The 25,898-nt window shown below is 36.3% G+C and carries 19 protein-coding genes; 14 read left to right on the forward strand and 5 right to left on the reverse strand.

Annotation, left to right across the window (positions count from 1 at the left end; translation table 11 throughout):
- Window positions 1-103: 103 nt before the first annotated feature.
- Entirely contained in the window at window positions 104-1,660 is a 1,557-nt protein-coding gene (gene purH, locus AB6B24_RS08260) for a bifunctional phosphoribosylaminoimidazolecarboxamide formyltransferase/IMP cyclohydrolase (RefSeq protein ID WP_311803189.1), read from the forward strand.
- Window positions 1,661-1,836: 176 nt separating this feature from the next.
- A complete protein-coding gene (locus AB6B24_RS08265) occupies window positions 1,837-2,529 on the forward strand; it encodes a YjjG family noncanonical pyrimidine nucleotidase (protein ID WP_012898134.1) in 693 nt (230 codons plus the stop codon).
- A gap of 35 nt (window positions 2,530-2,564) precedes the next feature.
- On the opposite strand, the gene AB6B24_RS08270 is transcribed toward AB6B24_RS08265, so the two are convergent.
- Together AB6B24_RS08270 and AB6B24_RS08275 are read right to left on the reverse strand one after the other, a co-directional pair.
- Window positions 2,565-3,962, reverse strand: a complete 1,398-nt coding sequence (locus tag AB6B24_RS08270) for an MDR family MFS transporter (RefSeq protein ID WP_195936008.1) — start codon at window positions 3,960-3,962, stop codon at window positions 2,565-2,567.
- 102 nt (window positions 3,963-4,064) lie between these two features.
- Window positions 4,065-4,691, reverse strand: coding sequence for a TetR/AcrR family transcriptional regulator (locus AB6B24_RS08275; RefSeq protein ID WP_311803192.1), 627 nt, complete (start codon window positions 4,689-4,691; stop codon window positions 4,065-4,067).
- A 355-nt stretch (window positions 4,692-5,046) separates the two neighbouring features.
- On the opposite strand from AB6B24_RS08275, the gene purD reads away from it, so the two are divergent.
- Genes purD through purK form a run of 3 tightly spaced genes read left to right on the forward strand, consistent with a single transcriptional unit; the run spans window position 5,047 to window position 7,959 of the window.
- The gene (purD, locus tag AB6B24_RS08280; RefSeq protein ID WP_311803266.1) at window positions 5,047-6,285 is read left to right on the forward strand and encodes a phosphoribosylamine--glycine ligase; all 1,239 of its coding nucleotides are present in this window, start codon (window positions 5,047-5,049) and stop codon (window positions 6,283-6,285) included.
- Between the two features lie 31 nt (window positions 6,286-6,316).
- Window positions 6,317-6,802 carry a 5-(carboxyamino)imidazole ribonucleotide mutase gene (gene purE, locus AB6B24_RS08285; RefSeq protein WP_012898130.1) on the forward strand — a complete coding sequence of 162 codons (486 nt, stop codon included), beginning with the start codon at window positions 6,317-6,319 and terminating at the stop codon, window positions 6,800-6,802.
- A gap of 50 nt (window positions 6,803-6,852) precedes the next feature.
- Entirely contained in the window at window positions 6,853-7,959 is a 1,107-nt protein-coding gene (gene purK, locus AB6B24_RS08290; RefSeq protein ID WP_311803194.1) for a 5-(carboxyamino)imidazole ribonucleotide synthase, read from the forward strand.
- A 144-nt stretch (window positions 7,960-8,103) separates the two neighbouring features.
- Here purK and AB6B24_RS08295 read toward each other — a convergent pair whose 3' ends face one another.
- Window positions 8,104-9,057, reverse strand: coding sequence for an AraC family transcriptional regulator (locus tag AB6B24_RS08295; RefSeq protein ID WP_023188757.1), 954 nt, complete (start codon window positions 9,055-9,057; stop codon window positions 8,104-8,106).
- A 110-nt stretch (window positions 9,058-9,167) separates the two neighbouring features.
- Between AB6B24_RS08295 and xylA the strand changes: the two genes are divergently transcribed.
- From xylA to AB6B24_RS08335, 8 genes are all read left to right on the forward strand, one after another.
- A complete protein-coding gene (gene xylA, locus AB6B24_RS08300) occupies window positions 9,168-10,487 on the forward strand; it encodes a xylose isomerase (protein ID WP_153241293.1) in 1,320 nt (439 codons plus the stop codon).
- A 66-nt stretch (window positions 10,488-10,553) separates the two neighbouring features.
- Window positions 10,554-12,059, forward strand: a complete 1,506-nt coding sequence (xylB, locus tag AB6B24_RS08305; RefSeq protein WP_058208504.1) for a xylulokinase — start codon at window positions 10,554-10,556, stop codon at window positions 12,057-12,059.
- A 2-nt stretch (window positions 12,060-12,061) separates the two neighbouring features.
- Window positions 12,062-13,066: an aldose epimerase family protein gene (locus AB6B24_RS08310; RefSeq protein ID WP_311803196.1), complete on the forward strand. Its 1,005-nt coding sequence runs from the start codon at window positions 12,062-12,064 to the stop codon at window positions 13,064-13,066.
- A gap of 54 nt (window positions 13,067-13,120) precedes the next feature.
- A complete protein-coding gene (locus AB6B24_RS08315) occupies window positions 13,121-14,605 on the forward strand; it encodes an MFS transporter (RefSeq protein ID WP_311803197.1) in 1,485 nt (494 codons plus the stop codon).
- Between the two features lie 24 nt (window positions 14,606-14,629).
- Window positions 14,630-16,309 (forward strand): glycoside hydrolase family 43 protein, encoded by a 1,680-nt coding sequence (locus AB6B24_RS08320; RefSeq protein ID WP_311803198.1) that lies wholly within the window; start codon window positions 14,630-14,632, stop codon window positions 16,307-16,309.
- A 58-nt stretch (window positions 16,310-16,367) separates the two neighbouring features.
- Window positions 16,368-16,970 (forward strand): sugar O-acetyltransferase, encoded by a 603-nt coding sequence (locus AB6B24_RS08325; RefSeq protein WP_311803200.1) that lies wholly within the window; start codon window positions 16,368-16,370, stop codon window positions 16,968-16,970.
- A 168-nt stretch (window positions 16,971-17,138) separates the two neighbouring features.
- Complete coding sequence (locus tag AB6B24_RS08330) at window positions 17,139-18,512, forward strand: sugar porter family MFS transporter (protein ID WP_195936001.1); 1,374 nt, start codon at window positions 17,139-17,141, stop codon at window positions 18,510-18,512.
- An 84-nt stretch (window positions 18,513-18,596) separates the two neighbouring features.
- Window positions 18,597-21,065 (forward strand): phosphoketolase family protein, encoded by a 2,469-nt coding sequence (locus tag AB6B24_RS08335; RefSeq protein WP_311804351.1) that lies wholly within the window; start codon window positions 18,597-18,599, stop codon window positions 21,063-21,065.
- Between the two features lie 92 nt (window positions 21,066-21,157).
- On the opposite strand, the gene AB6B24_RS08340 is transcribed toward AB6B24_RS08335, so the two are convergent.
- Together AB6B24_RS08340 and AB6B24_RS08345 are read right to left on the reverse strand one after the other, a co-directional pair.
- The gene (locus AB6B24_RS08340) at window positions 21,158-23,311 is read right to left on the reverse strand and encodes a GH92 family glycosyl hydrolase (protein ID WP_311803207.1); all 2,154 of its coding nucleotides are present in this window, start codon (window positions 23,309-23,311) and stop codon (window positions 21,158-21,160) included.
- Window positions 23,308-24,345: a LacI family DNA-binding transcriptional regulator gene (locus AB6B24_RS08345; protein ID WP_017864709.1), complete on the reverse strand. Its 1,038-nt coding sequence runs from the start codon at window positions 24,343-24,345 to the stop codon at window positions 23,308-23,310. The genes AB6B24_RS08340 and AB6B24_RS08345 overlap by 4 nt, the downstream gene beginning before the upstream one ends.
- Before the next feature lie 274 nt (window positions 24,346-24,619).
- On the opposite strand from AB6B24_RS08345, the gene AB6B24_RS08350 reads away from it, so the two are divergent.
- Window positions 24,620-25,879 (forward strand): glycoside hydrolase family 125 protein, encoded by a 1,260-nt coding sequence (locus tag AB6B24_RS08350; protein ID WP_058203080.1) that lies wholly within the window; start codon window positions 24,620-24,622, stop codon window positions 25,877-25,879.
- The last annotated feature ends 19 nt before the right edge of the window (window positions 25,880-25,898 follow it).

A 25,898-nucleotide genomic window follows, 5' to 3' on the forward strand; every position in this document is an offset into this window, starting at 1 on the left:
ATGTAAAATAAAGACATGATAAAGATTTACTGACAGTTCTGTCAGTTCTTTTATAAGAAAAATATTACTGACAGAATTGTCAGCAGAAAACTTGGAGGAAATCATGTCAAAACGTGCACTTATCAGTGTTTCAGACAAAGAAAGTATTGTAGAATTTGCTAAGGAAATTCGAGAATTAGGTTGGGAAATTATCTCAACGGGTGGAACGAAAGCCGTTCTGGACCAAGAAGAAATTCCGAATATTGCAATTGATGAAGTAACAGGATTTCCAGAAATGATGGATGGGCGCCTTAAAACATTGCATCCACTAATTCATGGAGCCCTTCTTGGACGTAGAGACTTGGAAAGTCACATGAAATCAATGACAGAACATCATATTTCTCCAATTGATTTGGTTGTTGTGAACTTATATCCCTTCAAAGAAACTTTGCTTGCTGGGGGAAGTCAAGCAGAAATGATTGAGAAGATTGATATTGGTGGTCCTTCAATGTTGCGTTCAGCAGCTAAAAACCATGCGTCAGTCACAGTCGTTTGTGACCCAAATGATTATGAAAAAGTACTGACAGAGCTGTCAGTAAAAGGCGAAACAAGTTTAAGTTTTCGTCAGCAACTTGCAGCAAAAGTATTTCGCCACACTGCAAGTTATGATGCTTTAATTGCACAATATTTGACAGAAGAATTTCCGGTAGAAAATGTAAAACCAGAAAAATTAACCTTGACTTACGACCTTAAACAAGGAATGCGTTATGGTGAAAATCCGCAACAAAATGCAGATTTTTATGAGTCAGGAATACCTACGACTTATTCAATTGCCCAAAGTAAGCAAATTCATGGTAAAGAATTAAGCTATAACAATGTTCGTGATGCAGATGCTGCTTTACAGATTGCAAGAGATTTTGAAGAACCAACAGTTGTAGCCCTCAAACATATGAATCCATGTGGGATTGGAAGAGCAACGGATATCGAAAAAGCTTGGGATTATGCCTATGAAGCAGACCCAGTTTCAATTTTCGGTGGAATTATTGTTTTAAATCGAGAAGTAACTTTGGCAACTGCGCAAAAAATGAGTAAGATTTTCCTTGAAATTATTATCGCACCCTCTTATAGCAAAGAAGCCTTGGAAGTTTTAAGTAAAAAGAAAAATATTCGACTTTTAACCGTTGATTTTTCTAAAAAAGAAGCCTCAGAAAAAGAAGCGCTTATAACAGGTGTTCTTGGAGGACTACTTGTTCAAAATCAAGATGTCATTGTTGAAAATCCAAAAGAATGGACAGTGGCGACTAAAGTTCAACCAACTGACAGACAAATGGAGGCCATGAAGTTTGCTTGGAAAGCAGTTAAGTTTGTCAAATCAAATGGGATTATTGTGACCAATGACCACCAGACGCTTGGTGTTGGTCCTGGCCAAACTAACCGTGTGGGCTCAGTAAAAATTGCCTTAGAGGCAACCGCAGATAAATCAGTAGAACTTCAAGAAAATGCGGTTCTTGGTTCGGATGCCTTTTTCCCATTTGCTGACAATATCGATGAAATTGCTAAGGCAGGAATTAAAGCAATTGTTCAACCAGGTGGCTCTGTACGTGACCAAGAAGTGATTGATGCCTGTGATAAATATGGAATTGCGATGGTCTTCACAGGACTTCGTCATTTTAGACATTAATAAAAAGTCTACCTTTAGGGTAGATTTTTTTCACTAATTTAATATTAAAATTTTTATCGTAAAATCATCTGTCTATTGTCATTGAAAAAATTTTCAAGTTTCAGAACATTCATCTTTATCTCCTTTTCTGTTATAATGTAGGGAATGCAAAGAATACATTAAGCAAAGGAAAAGAAATGACTGTACTACTTTTTGATATTGATAACACCTTACTTGATTTTGATAAAGCAGAATATGATGCTTTGGGAAAAATTTTTACCCACTATCAAATTGAAGATAATCAGGAAAATCGTGCGACTTACTCTCGTGAAAACAAAGCGCTTTGGCGTTTACACGAATCAGAAAAACTTTCACGCGAAGAACTTCTATCTACTCGATTTGACCATGCTTTTAGAGCTTTAAATGTGTCAGTAAATTATAATCCAGTTGCTGTTGATGATGAATATCAACTTTACTTATCACAAGGGCATGAGTTGATTAATCATGCCAAAGAATTACTGACAGAGCTGTCAGCAAAAGAGGCAGAAATGTATGTGGTTAGTAATGGAACGTCACGTGTATCGCGCCCACGAATATTTGAGTCTGGAATTTCTGATCACTTTAGAGAAATCTTTATTAGTGAAGAAGTGGGTCATCATAAGCCTTCTCTTGCTTTCTTCGATTATGTCTTTGACCACATTGAAGCGGCCAATCAAAAGGAATTTACCATCGTTGGCGACTCCCTAGCAACTGATATTTTAGGAGGGAATAGAGCTGGAATAAAGACAATTTGGTATAATCCAAAACAATTGGAAGTTAGTGGAGAAGCACAACCAGATGTGCAAATTCAAGACCTATTAGAAATTCCAGCTTTGGTTAAAAATTGGTAATAAAAAACACTGTTTATTTTAACAGTGTTTTTTTATTATGCCTTCACTTTTTTTCTCAAAAATAGACTTAAAATGAAACCGAAGCTTACAAAAATAAGAAGTAAGTAAAAAGTATTATGGAAGGCAGTTAGATTCGCTTGTAAAGGAGAAAGTCCAGTCTGTTTTTTGATTTGACCACTTAAAAATGCTGTCAAAAAGGCAATGGCAAATGAGTTGACTACTTGCATCATTTCATTTGTCAGTGGAGTAACTCGACTAATATTTTTCATTGGAACAGATTGAAGGGCGTGATTATTAACTTGCATATTGACTAAACCTTGACTTAAACCAAGCAAAACAATAGCACAAAGTGTGAAAGCCAAAGAAGAACTTGGTTTAATTTGACTAAAAAGACTAAGACTTAAAGCTCCCAGAGTAAAGCCCGGCAGAACTGCGGCTTTCGTCCCAAATTTATCAAAAATACGCCCACCGATTGTCATTCCTAAAAAACTAGCAATTGCCTGCGGAACCATGATTAGCCCTGTATTTTCAGAAGAAAGTCCAACGACATTTTGTAAGTAAAGTGGGACAAGAAGCATGGCCCCAAAAACAACGATTTGATTAAGCCACATGAGCGAAATTCCTTTTGTAAATTCAGGAATTGCAAAAGCTCGAAGGTGTAAAAGAGGATTCTCAACACGTAGTTCAACAATAATGAATAAAAGCAACATGATAAAACCAAGCCCTACAAAAGAGAGGGCAGTAGGATTTGACCAGCCTTTATCTGCCCCAACGTGCACACCATAAATTAAAATTGGAAAGGCAAATGGAGAAAGAAGAGCCCCTTTTAAGTCAATTTTACTTGCTTTATTTGCAGAAAAATTTGGGAGAAAGAGGAGAACAAAGATTAAGGCTAGAATTCCAACCGGAAGATTAATCAAAAAGACAGTTGTCCAATTGAAGTGTTTAACTAAGAAACCTGAAAGTGCAGGGCCTATTGTTGGAGCGAGCAACATTGGTAACCCTAGAAGGCCCATCATTGAACCTCGTTTTTCCATTGGGATAATTTTAAAAGACATCCCAATTCCGATTGGAGCAACAACGCCACCAGTTAAGCCTTGAGCAATTCGCCAAATAATAAGACTTTGCAGTGAGTGAGCATTAGCTGCAAGAAATGAAGCGATAGTGAAAAAAATGATTGCTAAAGCAAAAACTTTTTTATCTGAAAAGCGGTCTCCCAAAAATCCAGCAAATGGAATAACTGTGGCCATAGCTAAAGTATAAGCAGTAATGACCCACTGACTATTTGAGAGATTTTGATGGAAAGCAGACTGGATATGCGGAAGAGTGACATTCATAATGGTTGTATCCATCATTACTAAAAGCATTCCAATTGCAATTGTTAAAACTGCAGGTAAGACTTTTTTTAAATTAAAATCATTAGTATTATTCATAAAGAACCTTCTTTTATATTTTTAGAACACCGTTCGGTAAAAATAATACCATTGTTCTAAAACAAAGTCAAGAAAAAACTTCCTCAGGAAGTTTTTTATAAATTAATTAATTTTAAGCATTTTTTCAATTCCTGAAATAATAAGCTGTAAACCAAACTCAAAACTTTCAGAAGAGCCAAGACTGGTGAGGCTTTCAGTTCGCCAATATTTATCGAGAAAAGGAGCCAGTTGTACCAGAGGAATTTTGACAGTAGAAACGGGTTTTTCGGGTTGCTCTACTAAACGATCACTATCTATTTTACTGGTGTAAATAAAATTTAGAAAAAGGTTAATGGTGTAAAATTTGTGATCATCAGAAAGCTTGAGATCATCTACAATCATTAAAAGTTTATCAAAGAGCCGAAGATAGTTCTCAGATTCTGGTGGATAATCCATCATCAATTGTGCGAGGTTTGGATAAGATTCTAAAACAGCATAAATATTTTTACCGTAGACGAAAAGGCGGTCTTGCCACGTTTTCTCATTTGCTGGAAAAATAATTTCAAGGCTTACTTTATCAATAAGTTCTGCAAAAAGTGCTTCTTTACTTGAAAAATGGTAGTAAAGAGAAGACACTGTCATTCCTAGCCGACTAGCTAACTTACGCATTGAAAATTCTGTGAGAGGAAGTTCTTCTAAAAGTTCCCAGCTGCTACTAATAATTTTATCTTTGGTTGGTTGAGTCGCCATAAGTTTTCGCTTTCTTTTTCTACTTAGATTTATTTTACATGTTTTTAATGAAAATTGCGATAGAAAAGCTGATAAACAAATTTGTCATTTAAAAATTGCAAGGGAAAAACTTTAGCTAGAATTGAGTAAATACCGAACAATCTCTCTTCTTATTTCTTGAAACTTTTGTTCAGGCTTTTTCTTTTATCATAAATCTTTTAAGATAGAATTATAAGATTTATAAAGCAAGAAAAGATAGATGAGCTATCATCACTTTGACTTTTATTATTCGTTCAAGATTTGTTGAATAATAAATAAAATAGCTGAATACACAAGTTTGTGTATATAAAAAGCGTTTGGGAATATCGGAGAAATGATGAAAATTTTGGTAATTGGTTCTGGCGGCCGCGAACATGCCTTAGCAAAAAAATTTATGGAAAGTCCTCAAGTTGAAGAAGTCTTTGTAGCTCCAGGCAATTCAGGAATGGAAAAAGATGGAATTCAAATAGTTGATATTTCCGAACTATCTAATGATAAATTAGTTGAATTTGCTCAAAATCAAAACATTGGACTAACGTTTGTTGGACCAGAAACTGCTTTGATGAATGGCGTCGTCGATGCTTTTATAAAAGCAGAATTACCAATTTTTGGGCCAAATAAAATGGCCGCAGAGCTAGAAGGTTCTAAAGATTTTGCAAAATCAATTATGAAAAAATATGGGGTTCCGACGGCTGATTATGCTACTTTTGATAGCTTAGAGCCTGCTCTTGCATATCTAGATGAAAAAGGAGTTCCCCTTGTTATTAAAGCTGATGGGCTCGCTGCTGGTAAGGGTGTGACAGTTGCCTTTGATATCGAGACCGCTAAGTCAGCTCTGGCCGATATTTTTTCTGGTAGTCAAGGAAAAGTTGTGATTGAGGAATTTCTTGACGGTGAAGAATTTTCTTTATTTAGTTTTGTCCATGACGGAAAAATATATCCGATGCCGATTGCTCAAGACCACAAACGAGCTTTCGATGGTGACAAAGGTCCTAACACAGGGGGAATGGGGGCTTACTCACCGGTCCTACATATTTCTAAAGAGGTTGTGAATGAGGCTTTTGAAAAAGTTGTTAAACCAACAGTTGCTGGAATGATAGAAGAAGACAAGTCATTTACAGGTGTTCTTTATGCAGGGTTAATTTTGACAGAAGACGGAGTCAAAACAATTGAATTTAATGCACGCTTTGGTGATCCTGAAACCCAAGTTGTTCTTCCTCGTTTAAAAAGTGACTTAGCTCAAGTAATTATTGATATTTTAGCTGGAAATGAGCCAACATTAGAATGGCTTGAGTCTGGTGTGACTTTGGGTGTGGTTGTTGCTGCAGAAGGCTATCCTAGTCAAGCAAAACTTGGACTTATTCTTCCAAAAATTCCTGAAGGTTTAAATGTTTATTATGCAGGAGTTTCCAAAAATGAAGATAATCAATTAATCTCTAGTGGAGGCCGAGTTTATCTTGTTTCTGAAACGGGAGAAGATGTAAAAAGTACACAAAAATTGCTTTATGAAAAACTTGATAAATTGGAAAATGATGGTTTCTTTTATCGTCATGATATCGGTTCACGAGCAATATAAAAATTTCGGTTAAGAAAAAAGAAGAGGAAAAATGGCAGAAGTAGCAATTATCATGGGTTCGAGCTCAGATTGGGCGACAATGAAAGAAACAGCAAAAATTTTAGATGACTTTGGTTTAGCTTATGAAAAAAAGGTCGTATCAGCACACCGAACACCAGCTTTAATGGCTGAATTTTCGAGCCAAGCTCGTGAGGCAGGTTATAAAGTGATCATCGCAGGTGCAGGTGGAGCCGCTCATTTGCCAGGAATGGTAGCTGCTCAGACCCTCGTCCCAGTCATTGGCGTTCCAATAAAATCGCGAGCTTTGTCTGGTTTGGATTCACTTTATTCAATTGTTCAAATGCCGGCAGGGGTTCCTGTAGCGACAATGGCAATTGGAGAGGCTGGAGCAAAAAATGCTGCTTTATTTGCTTTGCAACTTTTGGCGAATACAAACGAGAATTTATACCAAAAATTGTTGGTCTATCGGGCTGCTGCACAAGAAATGGTTGAGGAATCAAACAAAGCATTACTTTAAAAAGAGTTTAAAAGTTGTCAGATTTTAAATAATGAAGGGTAGGAAGACTTGTGATAAAGAATACAAAGCAAACAATTGGTATTATTGGTGGAGGTCAGCTTGGGCAGATGATGGCAATTGCTGCTCAATATATGGGACATAAAGTCATTACACTTGACCCAAATCCAAACTGTTCTGCGTCAAAAGTATCTGATGAACTGATCGTTGCACCTTATGATGACGTTGAAAATTTATTAAGACTTGCCTACGCTTGTGACGTCATTACTTATGAGTTTGAAAATGTATCAGCAAAAGCTTTGCACGAAATTGAAGGCTGTGTAAGAATTCCTCAAGGAATACGTCTGTTAGAGATTACGCAAAACCGTCGCTTTGAAAAAGAATTTTTGACGAAAGAAGCTAAAGTTAATGTTGCACCTTGGCAACTCGTAGATTCAGCGGAAAAACTCCCAGAGATAGTAACTAGAAAACAAGTTCTAAAAACAACAACTGGAGGCTATGACGGTCATGGACAAGTGGTTTTAAATGCTGATGAAGACTTGTCAGCTGCAAAATCACTGACAGAACTTTCAGAATGTGTTTTAGAAGATTTTATTTCTTTTGAACGTGAAATTTCTGTTATTATTAGTGGAAATGGTCACGAATATGTGGTTTTTCCTCTAGCTGAAAACGAACATAGAGAAAACATCTTACATCAGACGATTTCTCCGGCTCGTATATCTGCTGAAATTACTGAGAATGCTTATAAAATTGCGACCTCAATTGCGGAAAAATTAGAGCTATCTGGCGTGCTTTGTGTGGAAATGTTCTTAACAGCAGATGGTCAAATCTATGTCAATGAACTAGCTCCAAGACCACATAATAGTGGCCACTTTACAATTGAAGCTTGTGATTTCAACCAATTTGATTTGCATATTAAAGGGATTTTAGGAGAAGACCTACCAGAACCTAAACTTTTGAAAGCTGCCATTATGTTGAACGTTTTAGGTCAACACGTTGAGGCAGTTAAGAAACTTAATCATGAGCATGCCGATTGGCATCAACATGATTATGGAAAAGCAGATGCTAAACATAACCGAAAAATGGGACATGTTACGATCTTAACAAATGATTTTGACCAAACGATTAATGAAATTAAAGCAACTAAAATTTGGGATTAATAAAAAATACTTGGTAAAAGCCAAGTATTTTTTTTATTTGATTTAGGCATGATAAAATGACAACATTTCCCCTGAAAAATAGAACAAAACAGTAAGATAAGATTCTTAGAAAGCGATATCATTAACTTGTTAAAAATAAAGAGTCTAAAAATGACTACTTGTTTTTTCAAAGTTTTTTTCTAAATAATATTGCAGAATATCAAAAGAGCCTCTATCAGAATAAAAAACTTGATTATCAATTTTATCTTGATTGAAAGTCATGTAGTTGAGATTTGGGAAGAGTACACTATTTTTTCTAAATTCTTTCGGTAGAACACCATAAGATTTAACGAAAGCGGTGTTGAGCGTTCTGATATCTGAGAAACCACACATGTAAGCAATATTTAATAAATTATCTTTAGAAGAAGAAAGTAATGTTCTTGCTTTTTCAGAACGAATCTTATTTAAATACTCGTTGAAATTAATCCCAAAATTACTTTTAAAGAAATGGGAAAAATACGTTCTGGAAAGTCCTTCATGCGAAGCAATCATTTCTAAAGAAATTTTATGGTCGTAGTTTTCATGAATGTAAGAAGAAATTCTTTCCATTCGCTCTTGGAGATCCATTAATTTATTTTGTTCAGAACTGCTTAAAATACTGTATTCAGAAATACTTAATAAGCGATCTAATAAAAGGGAAGTATATCCGTGAGTACGCAAGGAATTATTCTTATCATCAGCAAAATAACTTAAAGCCGCTTGTAAGAGTAATTTTAAAGTTTCAGGTTGATTTTTTAGATTGAAAGGATGACTTTCAAAATAAATTTTATCAAGCTGAGGGAAGATAATTTTAAAAATTTCTGATGAAAACTGTAGAATCAAAAGTTTCATAGAGTCGCTTGAAGATAGTTCGTGAACTTGGCAACTATTAAAGATAATTGCCTGTCCAGCTTTGATTTCAAAGCATTGCTCTTGCGTTATTACCTGACCAGCCCCTTCTAAGACAAAAGCTAATTCAATGTCAAAATGAAGGTGAGGTTTTCTGTAAGTAATATCGACAAGTAGAAAATTAAGATTATTTATTTTTGAGTGATAAATATTCTCTAATTCGTTTTTCATGTTCATTCTCTCCTAATCACTATTATTATGACATATATTACAAGAAATGTATAGTAGTAATTACGAGTTTGAAAATAATATTAATATCATAAAGAGGAGGAGCTATAAAAATGGCTTACTTTAACGACATCGCACCTATCAAATACGAAGGTACAAAAACTAAAAATATGTTTGCCTTTCGCCATTATAATCCAGAAGAAGTAGTTGCTGGTAAAACAATGGAAGAACAACTTCATTTTGCCCTTGCATTTTGGCATACAATTACAATGGATGGGTCAGATCCCTTTGGGGGAGCAACAATGGAACGTCCTTGGGATTTGGAAGGTGGTTCTGAACTTGACCGTGCTCACCGTCGAGTAGATGCTTTCTTTGAAATTGCTGAAAAATTAGGTGTTAAATATTATTGTTTCCATGATATTGATATTGCACCTACTGGAAATTCTTTGAAAGAATTTTATGCTAATTTGGACGAAATTACTGACCACCTTCTTGAAAAACAAAAAGAAACAGGCATTAAATTACTTTGGAATACAGCAAACATGTTTTCAAATCCCCGCTATATGAATGGTGTTTCAACTTCTAACCGTGCTGAAGTCTTTGCTTATGGCGCTGCACAAGTTAAAAAAGGTCTTGAACTTTCTAAAAAACTCGGTGGTGAAAATTATGTCTTCTGGGGTGGGCGTGAAGGTTATGAATCACTTTTGAATACAGATATGGGTCTTGAAATGGATCATATGGCAAAATTCTTCCATTTGGCAATTGATTATGCAAAATCAATCAACCACTTGCCTATTTTCTTGATTGAACCAAAACCAAAAGAACCAATGACTCACCAATATGATTTTGACTCAGCAACAGCTCTTGCTTTCTTGCAAAAATATGACTTGGACAAATACTTCAAACTCAATCTTGAAACAAATCATGCTTGGTTGGCTGGGCACACTTTTGAACACGAATTAAATACTGCACGTACTTTCAATGCTTTGGGTTCTATTGATGCCAATCAAGGAAATTACTTGCTTGGTTGGGATACAGATGAATTCCCAACACTTGTTATTGATATCACACTTGCGATGCACCAAATTCTTTTAAACGGTGGACTTGGCAAAGGTGGAATTAACTTTGATGCGAAAGTACGTCGTACAAGTTTCAAAGCAGAAGATTTAATTCTTGCTCATATTGCAGGGATGGATACTTATGCGCGTGCTTTGAAAGGTGCAGCAGCAATCATTGAAGATAAATTCTTGTCTGATATTGTTGACGAACGTTATAGTTCATACAAAAATACAGAAGTTGGACAATCTATTGAAAATGGAACAGCAACTTTTGAAAGTCTTGCCGCATTTGCACTTGAACAAGGTGACGATATTGAACTTGATTCTAACCACTTGGAATACATCAAATCAGTATTAAATGACTATCTTGTTTAAAATTTAGAACTTAAAAGAGGGCGAGGAATTCCTCCTCGTCCTTCTCTTTTATTATGAGGAATAATAATGACTTACGTGTTAGGAATTGACTTAGGAACATCAAGTCTTAAAGGGATTTTGATGGATGAAGTTGGTAATTTAATTACGACAAAATCTGCTGAATACCAAATTGATACGCCCAAACAAGGCTATTCTGAACAACGTCCAGAATATTGGATTGTGGCACTTGAATCAGTACTGACCGGTTTGTCAGTAGAAATTTCAGATTTTGGTCAGCAACTTGCAGGCATTAGTTTTTCGGGGCAAATGCATTCATTAGTCGTTTTAGATGACAATAATAAACCAGTTTATCCAGCAATTCTTTGGAATGATGTGAGAACAAGCAAACAATGTCAAGAAATTACTGACAGACTTGGTCAGCGACTTTTAGAGATTACAAAAAATATTGCTCTTGAAGGATTTACCTTACCAAAAATTCTTTGGCTCCAAGAAAATGAACCAGAGGTTTGGTCAAGAGTAAAAAAAATAATGTTGCCAAAAGATTACTTGAGCCTTTGGCTGACAGGAAATATTTATACCGAATTTTCTGACGCAGCAGGAACTTTACTTTTAGATATTGAGAAAAAACAATGGTCAGAGGAAATTACTGACGCATTCAATATTGATAGGGGAATTCTACCTGAATTGATTGAATCCACTGACCGAACAGGATTTGTCAAAGCAGAAATAGCTGAACGCTATAAACTGACAAATGAAGTAAAAGTATTTGCTGGTGGAGCCGATAATGCTGCCGCCGCTCTGGGTGTTGGTTTAATCAATGAAGAAGTGGGTTTGATTTCAATGGGAACCTCCGGAGTCGTTTCCGCTTATGAACCTAAAATTGCAGATTATAAAGGAAAACTTCATTTCTTTAATCACACGGTTCCAGGCGCATATTATTCAATGGGAGTAACCTTGGCTGCTGGAAATTCTTTAAACTGGTATAAGGAAACTTTTGGAAAAGGCTTGAGTTTCAATGAACTTTTGTCAGAAGTTTACACAGTTTCTCCTGGTTCAGAAGGATTGCTCTTTACGCCATATATTGTAGGTGAAAGAACACCACATTTTGATTCAAAAATTCGTGGAAGTTTTATAGGAATTTCTGCTCATCATGAACAAAAACATTTTTCAAGAGCAGTGCTTGAAGGAATTACCTTTTCATTGCGTGATTCTAAAGATATCATGGAAAAAACGAAAAACAAGAAGTTTAAACGTTTGATTTCCGTAGGTGGGGGTGCGCAAAATCCCGACATTATGCAAATGCAAGCAGATATTTTTAATTCTGAAATGATTCGCTTAACGGTTGAGCAGGGACCGGGACTTGGTGCTTGTATGATTGCTGCTTTTGGTTGCGGACTTTTTGATAGCTTAGAAGCGGTCACTAAAGCTTTTGTTCACTACAAGGAAGCCAGTTTCATACCAAATCCAAAAAATGTAGCACGTTATGAGCAAATTTATCAAATTTGGAAACAAGTTTATAAAAATACCTCTGAAATTTCTCATCAATTAGTAGAATTCAATGACGAAGGTTAATTATGACATTTACCATTTCCAAAGAATCTTTGCCTTTTAGAGCTGACAAATCAATTAGTCAGATTACATTATCAAATGAACGACTCACCATCGTTGTCCATGATTATGGAGCAAGAGTCCATCAACTCCTCACTCCTGACAAAAATGGAACATTTGAAAATATTCTTTTATCCAAAAACAATTCCGAAACCTATGCAAATGATGGAGGATATTATGGTGTAATTTGCGGTCCAGTTGCCGGGCGTATTTCAGGCGCTACTTATGATTCTGTCAGTTTAGAGGCAAATGAAGGAAAAAATAATTTACATTCAGGAAGTCACGGCTGGGAAAGACAATTTTGGTCTTATGAAACTTTTGAAACAGCATCATCTCTTGGCATTAAACTAAGTTTAAGAGATGAGGAGTCCGGGTTTCCAGGTCAAATCCAAGCAGAAGTCACTTATAAATTAACTGACAATAAGTTAGAAGTGACAATATCAGCTCTGTCAGCAACTGACACAGTCTTTAATCCGGCTTGGCATCCTTATTTTAATCTGTCAGCAGAATTATCAACGACTCATGAGCATTTCATTCAAGCAAATGTTGACTTTCTAGTTGAAACCAATCAAGAGAATATACCAACTGGTCGTCTTCTAACTGTTGACGACAGTTCTTATTCAATTAAAGAAAGCGTTTCAATCAAAAAACTTTTAAAAGATAATCCCGAAGGACTAGATGATTGCTTTGTTTTTAATCCCAAAGGAGATAAAAGTTTAATGCTTTATGACCCTTTATCTGGTCGTAAACTAGTAGCTCAAACTGATAGACAAGCGGTCGTGATTTACACAGCCACAAATCCAGAAACAGAGTCAATGATTAATGGCAAACCAATGTCCAAAAATCGCGGAATTGCTATTGAATTTCAAGAAATACCTGACCTTGTTCATCATCCTGAATGGGGAACGATTGAGCTTAAAGCAGGTCAAAAAAAGACTTTTATAACAGAATATCTATTTACAAGAGATTAAAAATTTACTGACAGACTCATCAGTAAAAATAATTTTAATAAAATAATAGGAGGGATGTACTCAAAAATGAATAATGAAATCAAACAAGTTCAACATGATGAATATCATGAATTAACGCTTGGAGAACGTATTGGTTATGGAATGGGGGATTTTGCACAAAACCTTGTCTTTGGGACTGTTGGTGGCTTTTTAGCACTCTATATGACAACAGTCAATGCGATTGGTACTGCAACAGCCGGTTTTATTTTTCTGTTCGTCCGAATTATTAACGTATTTTGGGACCCAATGGTTGGAACTTTTATTGATAAAAGAACATCAAAAGCAGGAAAATATCGTCCTTGGCTTTTAAGAGCAGGTATTCCTCTGGTAATTTTAGCCGCCTTACTTTTTGCGCCTCTACCAGGTGTTAAAGGGTCTGTCCCCTTTGCTTTTATCGTTTATTTTGCCTTAGACTTAGTATATTCAGTTGTTAATATTCCTTATGGTTCACTTAATGCATCATTAACTCGTAATCCGGAATCCGTTGATAAGCTGACAAGTACACGGATGATGTTGGCAAATGGAGCAAATCTCTTAGTCTATACTCTCTTTCCAATGTTTGTTCAAATGGCAGCACCGAAAGGAAGAAGTCTTAAAGATACTGGATTATTTGGTCTTAAACTTCATATGGGGAATTATACTGATCCCTCAGCGGGACATGCTTGGTTTGGAGTTTACTCAGTTTATATGATTATTGGTGCAATAGCTTTATTCCTATGTTATAAATTGACCAAAGAACGTGTGGTTGCAACAGCAGAACAATCGGCAGAAGTTAAAACAACTGACCTCTTCCTCGAATTAAAGAACAATCGTCCACTTGTGATTCTAGGGATTTTCTTCATGTTAGCTTTCACTTTCATGTTTTTCATGAATACTGTAAATGGTTTCTTTAATCAATTTGTTGTTGGACATTCAGAATGGATGGGAGCCATTGGCCTCATTGCTTCAATTCCAGGAATTGTTTTCCCAATCTTTTGGCCTCGTTTAAAGAAAATTTTCGGTAAAAAAGGTTTCTTTCATCTTTTTATCGGAATGTTCATTGTTGGAGAAATTTTGACATATATTTGGTCACTTAATGGAATGCATGATGCCCTCTGGTTAGCTTATGTTGCTACCTTTATTAAACAATGGGGCTTAACATCAGCAACAGGATTCATGTGGGCATTAGTCCCTGAAGTTGTCGCTTATGGAGAACTCAAATCGGGTAAAAGAAATGCTGCGATTATTAACGCAATCATGGGACTTTTCTTCAAAATTGGTTTTACATTAGGTGGAGCGATTCCACTTTGGTTCTTAGCAGCTTATGGTTTCAATGAAACAGCAGCACATCAACACGCTAATGCTTTAGCCGGTATAAATCTCACAGCAATTTGGATTCCAGCCATTCTTGCTTTTGTATCAATGATTATTATGCAACTCTATCCAATTTCTGATAAGGATGTAGCAGAGATTAATCAACAACTTGATGAAAAACGTGCTCAACTTAAGGAAGCGGAATAATTTATATTAAAAGGAGACAAAATCATGTCACTTATTCAAAACCCAATTCTTCCCGGCTTTAATGCAGACCCAAGCATTATTCGCGTAGAAGATACTTATTACATCGCGAACTCCACTTTTGAATGGTTCCCCGGTGTTCGTTTACATGAATCAAAAGATTTAGAACATTGGAACCTACTTCCAAGTCCATTGTCGACAACCACTTTGTTGGATATGAGAGGAAACTCAGCTTCAGGTGGGATCTGGGCCCCTGATTTATCTTATGCGGATGGTAAATTTTGGCTTGTTTATACAGATGTTAAGGTTGTCAATGGTGCTTTCAAAGATATGACCAATTATTTAACAACAGCTACAGACATCAAAGGACCATGGACAGACCCAATCAAGCTTAATGGTCTTGGCTTTGACGCTTCACTTTTCCATGATAAAGACGGACGGAAATACTTAGTTCAACAAACATGGGATCATCGTGAATACAAGCATCCATTTGACGGAATCACATTGACTGAGTTTGATGTGACAACAATGAAGTTACAACCTAAAACAGCTAAAACGATTTACAATGGTACAAATGTTAAATTGGTTGAAGGTCCACACCTCTACCAAATTAATGATTATTATTATCTTTTTGCGGCTCAAGGTGGAACAGTCTTTACGCACCAAGAAGTCGTGGCCCGCTCTAAAACATTGGATACTTTATCTTTTGAAACTGAACCCGGCGACCCATTTATTACAAACTTCGATACTCCTGATAATTATATTCAAAAACAAGGACACGGAGGTCTTGTATCTACACCCAAAGGTGAGTGGTATTATGCTTCCTTATGCGCTCGACCATGGAATCATAAAAATGAGTCAAGCACAGACCCCCGTGGTTGGAGCTCTTTAGGTCGTGAAACTTCTATCCAAAAAGTGGAATGGGACGAAGAAGGTTGGCCACGTATTGTTGGTGGTCATGGTGGGACAACTTTTGTTGAAGGACCAAAAGATGCAATTCAAACTAATGCACCTGCTGACCACAGTCAAAAAGACGATTTTGCAAGTTCTACTTTGGATATTAACTGGAATACATTACGTGTCCCATTTACTGAGAAAATGGGTTCAGTTGGAAATGGCAAGTTAACATTAATTGGTCAGGGCTCTTTGGCAAATAATTTTGATTTATCTTTGATCGCTAGACGCTGGCAAGCTTTCTATTTTGACGCAGAAGTCAAAGTAAAATTTGACCCATTTTCTTACCAACAAATGGCTGGATTAACCAACTATTATAATGACCGTCATTGGTCCTTCGCTTTTATCACATGGAATGAAGTCAATGGAGCTGTTATTGAAGTGGCTGAAAATAACAGAGGAAACTATACTTCTTATTTAAAAGATAATGCCATTAAAATTCCTGACGGGACTGAATATGTTTGGTTCCGCACTAAAGTCCGTAAAGAATCATATTCTTATGAATATAGTTTTGACGGCAAAAAATTCATAGAAATTCCTGTAGTCTTAGATGCGGCTGTCCTTTCAGATGATTATGTTTTACAAACTTATGGCGGATTCTTCACTGGAGCATTTGTTGGGCTTGCTGCCGTTGATTATTCTGGATATGATAGAGTTGCAGAATTTTATAACTTTGACTATAAAGAATTAGGAGACAAGGTCTTACCAGACGGTTCTTATACTTGGAAAGCAAGTGAATCAAGATTTGATTAGTCTATAATCCCTTACCTACATATTTGTAGTAAGGGATTTTTAGTAAAGGAAAAAGTCGATGAGAACGTTAGATGAAGCAGAAAAATTACGTTTAGCAAAGCTATCTATTTTTGATAAAATAAATAAAGGTGATTGGTACCAATATAGCCAAGAAGTAGAACTACAAAAAATAGTCAAAAATTCTAGTCAAAAAATTTCTGAAATTAATGATAAGGCAAAAGAAAATATTGATGAAGCAAGAAAACTCTTGGAGGATTTTCTTCCAAATTTACCTCAAAGTTCAGAAATATATTTTCCAATAACTGCTTTGGAATACCCCAATCGTTTTAAAGTCGGAGAAAATACTTTTATTAATAGTGGACTTCAGATTATTAGTGCGGGTAAGGTTAAGATTGGGAAAAACTGTTTTATTGGACCAAATTGTCAATTATTTACACCTAATCATCATGCCAGGGATGTGTTTTTAAGACGTGAAGGCTGGCAATATGATGGGCCAATAGTAATTGGTAATGATTGTTGGCTTGGCGGTTCAGTGATTCTCTTGCCTGGAGTTTCTTTAGGAGATGATGTTGTCGTTGGTGCTGGCTCTGTGGTGACCAAATCATTTCCTAGCCACTGCATGATTGCTGGAAATCCGGCACGCTTGATAAAAAATGAATAAACTCATTAAAACTGCTCTTACATAAGAGTAGTTTTTAGCTTTATTATGAGCAACATTTCCATTTTAAAATATCAAGGATTACAAGAAAGCGAGCGTAGAAAGCGGTATCATTTGTGGGTAGTAAAAAAGGCAAGAAGACTTGCAAATAAAAATTAAGGAGTTACTATCATGAGAAAACTTTCTCCCACTTTCATCTATTTTTTTGGTGCTTTAGGTGGCTTATTATTTGGATATGACACAGGCGTCATATCGGGAGCGCTACTTTTTATTGAAAAAGAGAGCTGGCAGGTGAGTTCTTGGGCTTGGATGGAAGGATGGATTACAGCGGCAGTTTTAATGGGAGCTGTAATTGGCGCGGTCGTTATTGGACCAATGAGTGACCGTTTTGGTCGGAAACGTTTGTTACTTTTGTCAGCGGTCATCTTTTTTGTTGGAGCTTTAGGTTCAGGGCTTTCAAATAGCGCTGAGTTACTAATTATTTCTCGGGTTATTCTCGGGATGGCTGTTGGGTCAGCTTCAGCTTTGGTGCCAACTTATTTATCGGAACTTTCACCCGCTAAAATTCGTGGTGGAGTTTCAACTATGTTTCAATTGATGATTATGACTGGGATTTTATTAGCCTATATCTCAAACTATGCTTTAAAGGGAGTCTCAGGAAATTGGCATTGGATGCTCGGTTTGGCCACTGTTCCAGCAGCCCTTCTTTTCATCGGTGGACTCTTTTTGCCAGAATCTCCAAGATTTCTTGTTCGTCATGATAATGAAGCAGGGGCACGTGAAATATTAGGTATGATAAATGATGATCCAAACTCGATTGAAGCAGAAATTTCTGATATTCAATTGATGGCTAAGGAAGAAAAACAAGGTGGCTTACAAGAATTATTTGGTCAAATGTCACGTCCAGTTTTGATTATGGCAATTGGTCTGGCAATTTTTCAACAGGTTATGGGCTGTAATACAGTATTATACTTTGCACCATCAATTTTTGTTGCGGTAGGATTTGGGGCAAGCGCAGCTTTACTTGCTCATATTGGGATTGGTATTTTCAATGTTATTGTAACTTATATTGCAATGAGAGTAATGGATAAAGTTAATCGTCGGTGGATGCTCAATTTTGGTGCTTGGGGAATGGGGGTTTCTCTTGTATTAATGTCAGTAGGGATGATTTTAGCAGAAAATGCTCATATTGGCTTTGGTAAATATTTAGCAGTTATCGCTTTAACGGTATATATTGCCTTCTTCTCAGCAACATGGGGACCAGTAATGTGGGTGATGATTGGTGAATCTTTCCCACTTAAAATCCGTGGCTTAGGAAATTCATTTGGTGCTGCTGTCAACTGGGCTGCTAACTGGGTGGTGTCATTAACATTCCTACCATTATTATCATTTTTTGGAACAGGTAAAATTTTCCTGATTTATGCGGCTTGTTGTTTCCTATCAATTTGGTTTACTAGTAAAAAAGTTATTGAAACAAGAGGTAAAACACTCGAACAAATCGAAGCAGAATTACTGCATCGTGTGCATCATTTAGAAGAAGAGTAGCAATGTTTCCTAGTGGATATATGAACAAATTATTAGAATATCAAGCATAATTGACCTATAATGAAGGAAAATCAGGAGGAAAAAATGACAGAATATAATTCAGAAGCTTATTTGAAAAAGCTTGATAAATGGTGGCGAGCAGCAACTTATCTTGGAGCAGGAATGATTTTCTTGAAAGAAAATCCTTTGTTCTCTGTGACAGGTACTCCAATTAAAGCGGAAAATCTTAAAGCAAATCCCATCGGGCACTGGGGGACGGTTTCAGGACAAACTTTCCTCTATGCTCATGCCAATCGTCTAATAAATAAATATAATCAAAAGATGTTTTACATGGGTGGCCCCGGACATGGTGGACAAGCTATGGTTGTTCCTTCTTATCTTGATGGCTCCTATACAGAAGCTTATCCAGAGATTACCCAAGATTTGGAAGGAATGTCACGTTTGTTTAAACGTTTCTCATTTCCTGGAGGAATAGGGTCACATATGACAGCACAAACCCCTGGTTCACTTCATGAAGGAGGTGAGTTGGGTTATGTGCTATCACATGCAACAGGGGCTATTCTTGATCAACCTGAACAAATTGCTTTTGCTGTTGTTGGGGATGGAGAAGCTGAAACTGGACCGTTGATGACAAGTTGGCACTCTATTAAATTCATTAATCCTAAGAATGATGGGGCGATTTTACCAATTCTTGATTTAAATGGTTTTAAAATTTCAAATCCTACTTTGTTCGCTCGAACTTCAGATGTTGATATTCGTAAATTCTTTGAAGGACTGGGTTACTCTCCTCGTTATATTGAAAATGATGATATCCATGATTACATGGCTTATCATAAATTAGCAGCTGAAGTTTTTGATAAAGCGATTGAAGATATTCATCAAATTCAGAAAGATGCGCGTGAAGATAATCGTTATCAAAATGGAGAGATTCCAGCTTGGCCAATTGTTATCGCACGTTTACCAAAAGGTTGGGGTGGTCCACGTTATAATGATTGGTCAGGTCCTAAATTTGACGGAAGAGGAATGCCGATTGAACATAGTTTCCGTGCGCACCAAGTTCCACTTCCATTATCTTCTAAAAATATGGGAACTTTACCAGAATTTGTAAAATGGATGACTTCCTATCAACCGGAAACTTTATTTAATGCTGATGGAAGTTTGAAAGAAGAGTTGCGTGATTTTGCACCAAAAGGTGAGATGCGAATGGCTTCAAACCCTGTAACAAATGGGGGAATTGATTCTTCTAATTTGTTCTTACCAGATTGGCAAGAATTTGCAAATCCAATTTCTGAAAATAATCGAGGAAAATTACTCCCTGATACAAATGACAATATGGATATGAATGTTTTGTCAAAATATTTTGCTGAAATAGTCAAACTTAATCCTACGCGTTTCCGTTTGTTTGGTCCTGATGAAACCATGTCTAATCGTTTTTGGGAAATGTTTAAGGTGACGAATCGTCAATGGATGCAAGTCATAAAAAATCCAAATGATGAATTTATCTCACCTGAGGGTCGGATTATTGATTCTCAATTATCAGAACACCAAGCAGAAGGTTGGCTTGAAGGTTATACTTTAACCGGACGCACAGGAGTATTTGCAAGTTATGAATCATTCTTGCGAGTCGTGGATTCAATGTTAACTCAACATTTCAAATGGATTCGTCAAGCAGCAGACCAAAAATGGCGCCATGATTATCCTTCGCTTAATGTTATTTCGACTTCGACTGTTTTCCAACAAGACCATAACGGTTATACTCACCAAGATCCTGGAATGTTGACTCATTTGGCTGAAAAGAAATCTGATTTTATCAGACAATACTTGCCGGCTGATGGGAATACATTGCTTGCCGTATTTGACCGTGCTTTTCAAGATAGAAGTAAAATTAATCATATTGTAGCCTCTAAACAACCTCGTCAACAATGGTTTACTAAAGAAGAGGCTGAAAAATTGGCGGCTGACGGAATTGCAACAATTGATTGGGCTTCAACGGCTAAAGATGGAGAAGCAGTAGACTTAGTTTTTGCCTCAGCAGGAGCTGAGCCTACAATTGAAACACTGGCAGCTTTACATCTTATAAACGAAGTTTTCCCACAGGCAAAATTCCGTTATGTGAATGTGGTTGAATTAGGTCGCTTGCAAAAGAAAAAAGGAGCGCTCAACCAAGAACGTGAACTCTCAGATGAAGAATTTGAAAAATACTTTGGTCCTTCAGGCACTCCAGTAATTTTTGGATTCCATGGATATGAAGATTTAATCGAATCCATTTTCTATCAAAGAGGACATGATGGTTTGATTGTTCATGGTTACCGTGAAGACGGTGACATTACGACGACTTATGATATGCGGGTTTACTCTGAGCTTGACCGTTTCCACCAAGCGATTGATGCCATGCAAGTTCTTTATGTTAACCGAAAAGTTAATCAAGGTCTAGCGAAAGCTTTCATTGACCGAATGGAACGGACACTAGTTAAACACTTTGAAGTAACAAGAAATGAAGGAGTTGATATTCCTGAGTTTACTGAATGGGTTTGGTCTGATTTAAAGAAATAGGCTTAAATTTATAAAATAAAAAAACACGCTGATTTTAATCAATCAAGTGTGTTTTTTTACTGACAGAATGATTAGGTTTGGTCTGTCAGTAATTAATTTTCTGTCAGTGAATAAGGAAGTTGTTCGTTCGTATATTTAAGTGGATTTGGTACGATTCCTAAATCAAATTTTAGGGTTCCACCTTTCAGCAATTCTTCGTGCTTGATAAAAGTATCATTGACTTTTTTGTCAGTAAATGTGATTTGGTTGACGAAAACTTGTTGCGGAGCATTTGGTTCTGCAAGAATAGTAAGCTTCTGACCAGAGGAAAGGTTGATTCTAGCTTTGTCCCAAAGTGGAATTCCTAATACATATTGATTAGAAGCAGCCGTGACTGGATAGAATCCTAAACTTGAAAAAATATACCAAGCTGCCATTGTTCCATTATCTTCGTCACCAGGATAGCCCTTTGGACTATCATTAAATGTTTCTGTCAGTAAATTTTTGATTAAAGGCGTAGCCATCCAAGGTTTGCCAGTGTAGCTAAAAAGATATGGGTAATGGAAACTTGGTTGATTTGAGATAGCCACTTGTCCAAATTCGATAGCAGCCATTTCACTCATTTCGTGAATTTCAAAACCGTATCCTTCAACATTGAAATTTGGTCGTTGGTTGCAAAGCTCGATGAGTTTATTTTCAAAATTTTCTCTTGAGCCATGTAGTTTAATCAATCCAGCAAAATCATGAAGAACTGACCAAGAAGTTTGCCAAGCAGAACCTTCTGCATAATCACGCCCCCAACGAATATCTAAAAAGTCAGGTCTGAAATTTCCGTCAGCATCTTTTGCTCGCATAAAACCAGTTTCAGAATCAAAAATATTTTGATAGTTTTTTGCTTGATGGGCATAGAAGTCTGAAGTTTCTTTGTCACCGGTTTGTTTCGCCACTTGAGAAATACAATAATCAGAAAATGCGTAATCTAAAGTGTGATTAACTGATTCATGGTGAGTGAGCGGAACATAACCAAGTTTTAGATAATCTTTTGTGCCACGACGGCCATAATTAGAGTTTTCAGATTGACTTGTGGCTCCTTTTTTCATTGCTTCCAAAAACTCGGGCATCAAATCAGGACGAATGTTTTTGCTTGCAGCATCAGCAATGACAGCGTCTATCAAGGTACCGGGCATTAGACCACGTTCATCAGGAGAAAGCCATTTTGGAAGAAAACCAGTCGCACGATAAGAATTTAGGAAACCTTCGAGCATATCACCGTACTCGTCAACGGCTATTAGACTATAAAGCGGATAGACTGTTCGGAAAGTATCCCAGAAGCCATTGTTTGTATAGAGCGGGCCTTTCTTGACAGTTTTAGAGCTTGTATCGTAATGGATTTTTTGATGCTCTTGGTCAAATTCATAAAAAGTTTGTGGAAAGAGAAATGAGCGATAAAGATTGTGATAGAAAGTGGAAACTTCTTGTTGATTATGATGCTCAATTTCGATACGTGAAAAAAGGTTATTCCAAGCTGATTCAGCATTTTCCAAATATGTTTCTGCTGAATTATCTTGTTCACGCTCCAGATTAAGAGCGGCTTGTTCCTTGGAAATAAAAGAAGTAGCAAAATGTATTTGAACCTGCTTGGCTGCTTTGAAATCTAAGCGAACGGAAGAATCTTCATCAGATAGATTTCCACTTAAAACAAAAGGTTGGTCAGCAGTAAATTTGAGATAAAAAGTAAAATTTTCATCTTCACAACCAGCAAAATTAATAATTGAAAGCTCTAAGCTGTAATCGTCAAGTTGTTGAAGTTCATAAGAACCGGGGAGATGGAGCATCAAGCCATTATCTTTGAGGCCTAAATTTTGATAATTCATTGATAGAATTCCACCATACATTGATGGAATTAACTGAGATGTAATCTGATAACGTAATTGAGTAATTTTGAGTTGCGTTGGATTAAAAGTTGATTCTTCTGGACGGTATGAACTCACTGTGTGCCACAAAGAAGTTTCAGGCAAAGGACCTGCAACAGGCGTCATTGTCAAATGTGAGAAATCTCCCATCCAAGGACTGGGTTGGTGAGTGATTCGGTAGCCTTCAAAGGTGCGGTCTTCTGGATGAAACCACCAAGCTCCACGAGCAGCACCAGTTGAAGGGGCAAAATAATTCATTCCCCAAGGAAAACCAGTGTAAGGAAGGCAATTCCCATGTGAAAAAGTGGATTGGTTAGCAGTACCATGACGGGTATCAATTTTGTTTATCTTCATTTCAACTCCTCAGTTGTTTTTCTTTTAATTAAATTGATTGGAACTTTGACATCTTTGGGGGTTTGACCACTTTTAATCCAGTCTAAAAGCAGTTCACCAGCGATTCTTCCCATGCCAATAAAATCTTGAGCAATGGTTGTTAATGGCGGATTTGATAAGCTTGCTGCTTGAATATCATCAAAACCAATAATTGATATATCATTTGGAACAGAAAAATGGTTATCTTGCAAAGTCTTCATAGTTTGAAGAGCGACTAAGTCATTTTCGCAGATAAGTCCTGTGACTTTTTCATTATGAATAAGTTCCAAAACAGAACTTTCGGTATAAAGTGAGTCATCAAGAGTAGTGTGAAACTTGATTCCTTGTTCTTTTAGAACTTTGACATATCCTAAGTATCGATTTCTTGTTGTTTGGGGATGGTGGGTATCATTACTAGCCACAAAAGCAATTCGTTTATGCCCTAAATTTAAGAGCGCTTGAGCGGCTTGCTCACCACCATTAAAGTTATCTGAGGAAACACAAGGAAATCCGAGGTCGTAAATTTGTTTATCTAAAAGAACGACAGGAAAGTTTTGTAGTGAAAGTTCTAATAAGATATCTAGATAATCTTCTGTATACATTGGATAGTAAATTAATCCATCAAAATTTTCTTTAATATCATCCGCTGTATTTTCTTTAAGGTAACTTGCGTAAGTGATAAATACGGTTGTGTTTTCAACTTTTAAAGCGGGAACTAAACCTTGTGTGAAATCTCCAAATGACATTCCTTCAAAAGGAATAATAAAGAGCACTCTTTTTAATAGTTTGGTATGGTTTTTATTTAATTCTTGAACAAAAGTTCCTTTTCCTCGTGTTCTACTGACAAGACCAAGCTGTTCTAATTCAGTAAGAGCTCTTTTTGCAGTAATGCGGCTAACTGAATAAGTCTCTGAGAGTTCTTTTTCAGTGGGAAGCTGGTCTCCTGATTTAAATGTTTTAGTGACAATTTTTTGCTTTAAATCATCGGAAATCTGCTGGTAGAGTGGTAAGCTCATAGAAGTATCCCTTTGTATTTTATTTGATATATCATATTTTACTCTTTTTTTATAAAAAAACAAGTCTTTTACAAGTGAAAATGATAAAAATAGGCTTTTTACCTCTATAAAATTCAGAAAAAATAAAAATAGATAACATAATTAATCTTATTTTAATAAAAAAGCGCTTGCAAAATATAAAAATTTATATTAAAATAACCTTAAATGATATATCAAATGAATTTTAAAAGGAGATGCAGTGAAAGCAAATATTCCAAAATCTGTTAAAAAGTTTATGAATGACATAACAATTCTTTGTGGAGAAGAACATAAAGAGTGGGCTGTAAACTTTAATCATTCTTTCTCAAACACACTTGAAACTACTTTAAGAGTGCATGATGACAGGACTACCTTTCTTTTAACAGGTGATATTCCAGCAATGTGGTTACGAGATTCGACAGCTCAAATGAGACCTTATTTGGTACTTGCACGTGAAGATGAAGAAATTCGTGATTTGATTGTTGGTTTAGTAAAAAAGCAAATGATATATATTAATCTTGATCCTTATGCTAATGCTTTCAACGAAAGTGAAAACTTTGCTGGGCATCAGACAGACCATACCAACTTTAATGAACACAAAGGCTGGATTTGGGAAAGGAAGTATGAGATTGACTCCCTTTGTTATCCTATTCAACTCGCTTACTTAGTCTATAAAAACACAGGTTATACCAAACATTTTGATGAAGAATTTATCAAAGCAGTCAAAAACACCTTGAATGTTTTTAAAACAGAACAAAATCATGAGGATTCTCCCTACCATTTTGTTCGAGATACTGAGCGACATGAAGATACTTTAATAAGAGATGGAAAAGGAGCCAAGACAGCCTACACTGGAATGACTTGGTCAGGATTTAGACCAAGTGATGATGCTTGTGAGTATGGTTATTTGGTTCCGTCAAATATGTTTGCTGTCGTTATTTTGGATTATATCAAGGAAATTTTTACTGAGCTTCTATCTAATAAAGAAATTGCAAATGAAGCAGAGATTCTTAGAGATGAAATTCAAGAGGGACTTGAGAAATTTGCCAAAACTAAAAATCAACAAGGCGATGAAGTTTGGGCTTATGATGTTGATGGACTTGGGAACAAAACTTTAATGGATGATAGCAATGTTCCCAATCTGATTGCAGCTCCGTATTTGGGATTTTGTCAGGCTGAAGATGAAGTTTATTTGAAAACACGACAAACATTATTGAGTAAAGAAAATCCTTATTACTATGAAGGAAAATATGCACGAGGAATTGGTTCTAGTCATACACCAGAAAATTATGTCTGGCCAATTGCTTTAGCAATGGAAGGAATGACTACAAATGATAAGAGCGAAAAAGAACGAATCTTAAATCATTTGGTCGAAACAGACGCTGGAACACATTTGATGCATGAAGGATTTGATGTCAATAATCCACAAAATTACACTAGAGAATGGTTTAGCTGGGCTAATATGATGTTTTGTGAGTTAGTCATGGATTATTTTGATATCCGAATTGAAAAATAAGTTAATGAGATTAGTTTTA

Source organism: Lactococcus sp. AK05 (assembly GCF_041026685.1).
Lineage (GTDB): Bacteria > Bacillota > Bacilli > Lactobacillales > Streptococcaceae > Lactococcus > Lactococcus lactis.

What these genes read in the sequence shown, in the direction of transcription:
- AB6B24_RS08345 (WP_017864709.1), bottom strand. Translation starts at nt 24,345, where the DNA reads ATGAGCTTACCACTCTACCAGCAGATTTCCGATGATTTAAAGCAAAAA.
- purD (WP_311803266.1), top strand. Translation starts at nt 5,047, where the DNA reads ATGAAAATTTTGGTAATTGGTTCTGGCGGCCGCGAACATGCCTTAGCA.
- AB6B24_RS08275 (WP_311803192.1), bottom strand. Translation starts at nt 4,691, where the DNA reads ATGGCGACTCAACCAACCAAAGATAAAATTATTAGTAGCAGCTGGGAA.
- AB6B24_RS08310 (WP_311803196.1), top strand. Translation starts at nt 12,062, where the DNA reads ATGACATTTACCATTTCCAAAGAATCTTTGCCTTTTAGAGCTGACAAA.
- AB6B24_RS08295 (WP_023188757.1), bottom strand. Translation starts at nt 9,057, where the DNA reads ATGAAAAACGAATTAGAGAATATTTATCACTCAAAAATAAATAATCTT.
- AB6B24_RS08315 (WP_311803197.1), top strand. Translation starts at nt 13,121, where the DNA reads ATGTACTCAAAAATGAATAATGAAATCAAACAAGTTCAACATGATGAA.
- xylA (WP_153241293.1), top strand. Translation starts at nt 9,168, where the DNA reads ATGGCTTACTTTAACGACATCGCACCTATCAAATACGAAGGTACAAAA.
- purE (WP_012898130.1), top strand. Translation starts at nt 6,317, where the DNA reads ATGGCAGAAGTAGCAATTATCATGGGTTCGAGCTCAGATTGGGCGACA.
- AB6B24_RS08320 (WP_311803198.1), top strand. Translation starts at nt 14,630, where the DNA reads ATGTCACTTATTCAAAACCCAATTCTTCCCGGCTTTAATGCAGACCCA.
- AB6B24_RS08350 (WP_058203080.1), top strand. Translation starts at nt 24,620, where the DNA reads ATGAATGACATAACAATTCTTTGTGGAGAAGAACATAAAGAGTGGGCT.
- AB6B24_RS08335 (WP_311804351.1), top strand. Translation starts at nt 18,597, where the DNA reads ATGACAGAATATAATTCAGAAGCTTATTTGAAAAAGCTTGATAAATGG.
- AB6B24_RS08265 (WP_012898134.1), top strand. Translation starts at nt 1,837, where the DNA reads ATGACTGTACTACTTTTTGATATTGATAACACCTTACTTGATTTTGAT.
- xylB (WP_058208504.1), top strand. Translation starts at nt 10,554, where the DNA reads ATGACTTACGTGTTAGGAATTGACTTAGGAACATCAAGTCTTAAAGGG.
- purH (WP_311803189.1), top strand. Translation starts at nt 104, where the DNA reads ATGTCAAAACGTGCACTTATCAGTGTTTCAGACAAAGAAAGTATTGTA.
- AB6B24_RS08330 (WP_195936001.1), top strand. Translation starts at nt 17,139, where the DNA reads ATGAGAAAACTTTCTCCCACTTTCATCTATTTTTTTGGTGCTTTAGGT.
- AB6B24_RS08340 (WP_311803207.1), bottom strand. Translation starts at nt 23,311, where the DNA reads ATGAAGATAAACAAAATTGATACCCGTCATGGTACTGCTAACCAATCC.
- AB6B24_RS08270 (WP_195936008.1), bottom strand. Translation starts at nt 3,962, where the DNA reads ATGAATAATACTAATGATTTTAATTTAAAAAAAGTCTTACCTGCAGTT.
- AB6B24_RS08325 (WP_311803200.1), top strand. Translation starts at nt 16,368, where the DNA reads ATGAGAACGTTAGATGAAGCAGAAAAATTACGTTTAGCAAAGCTATCT.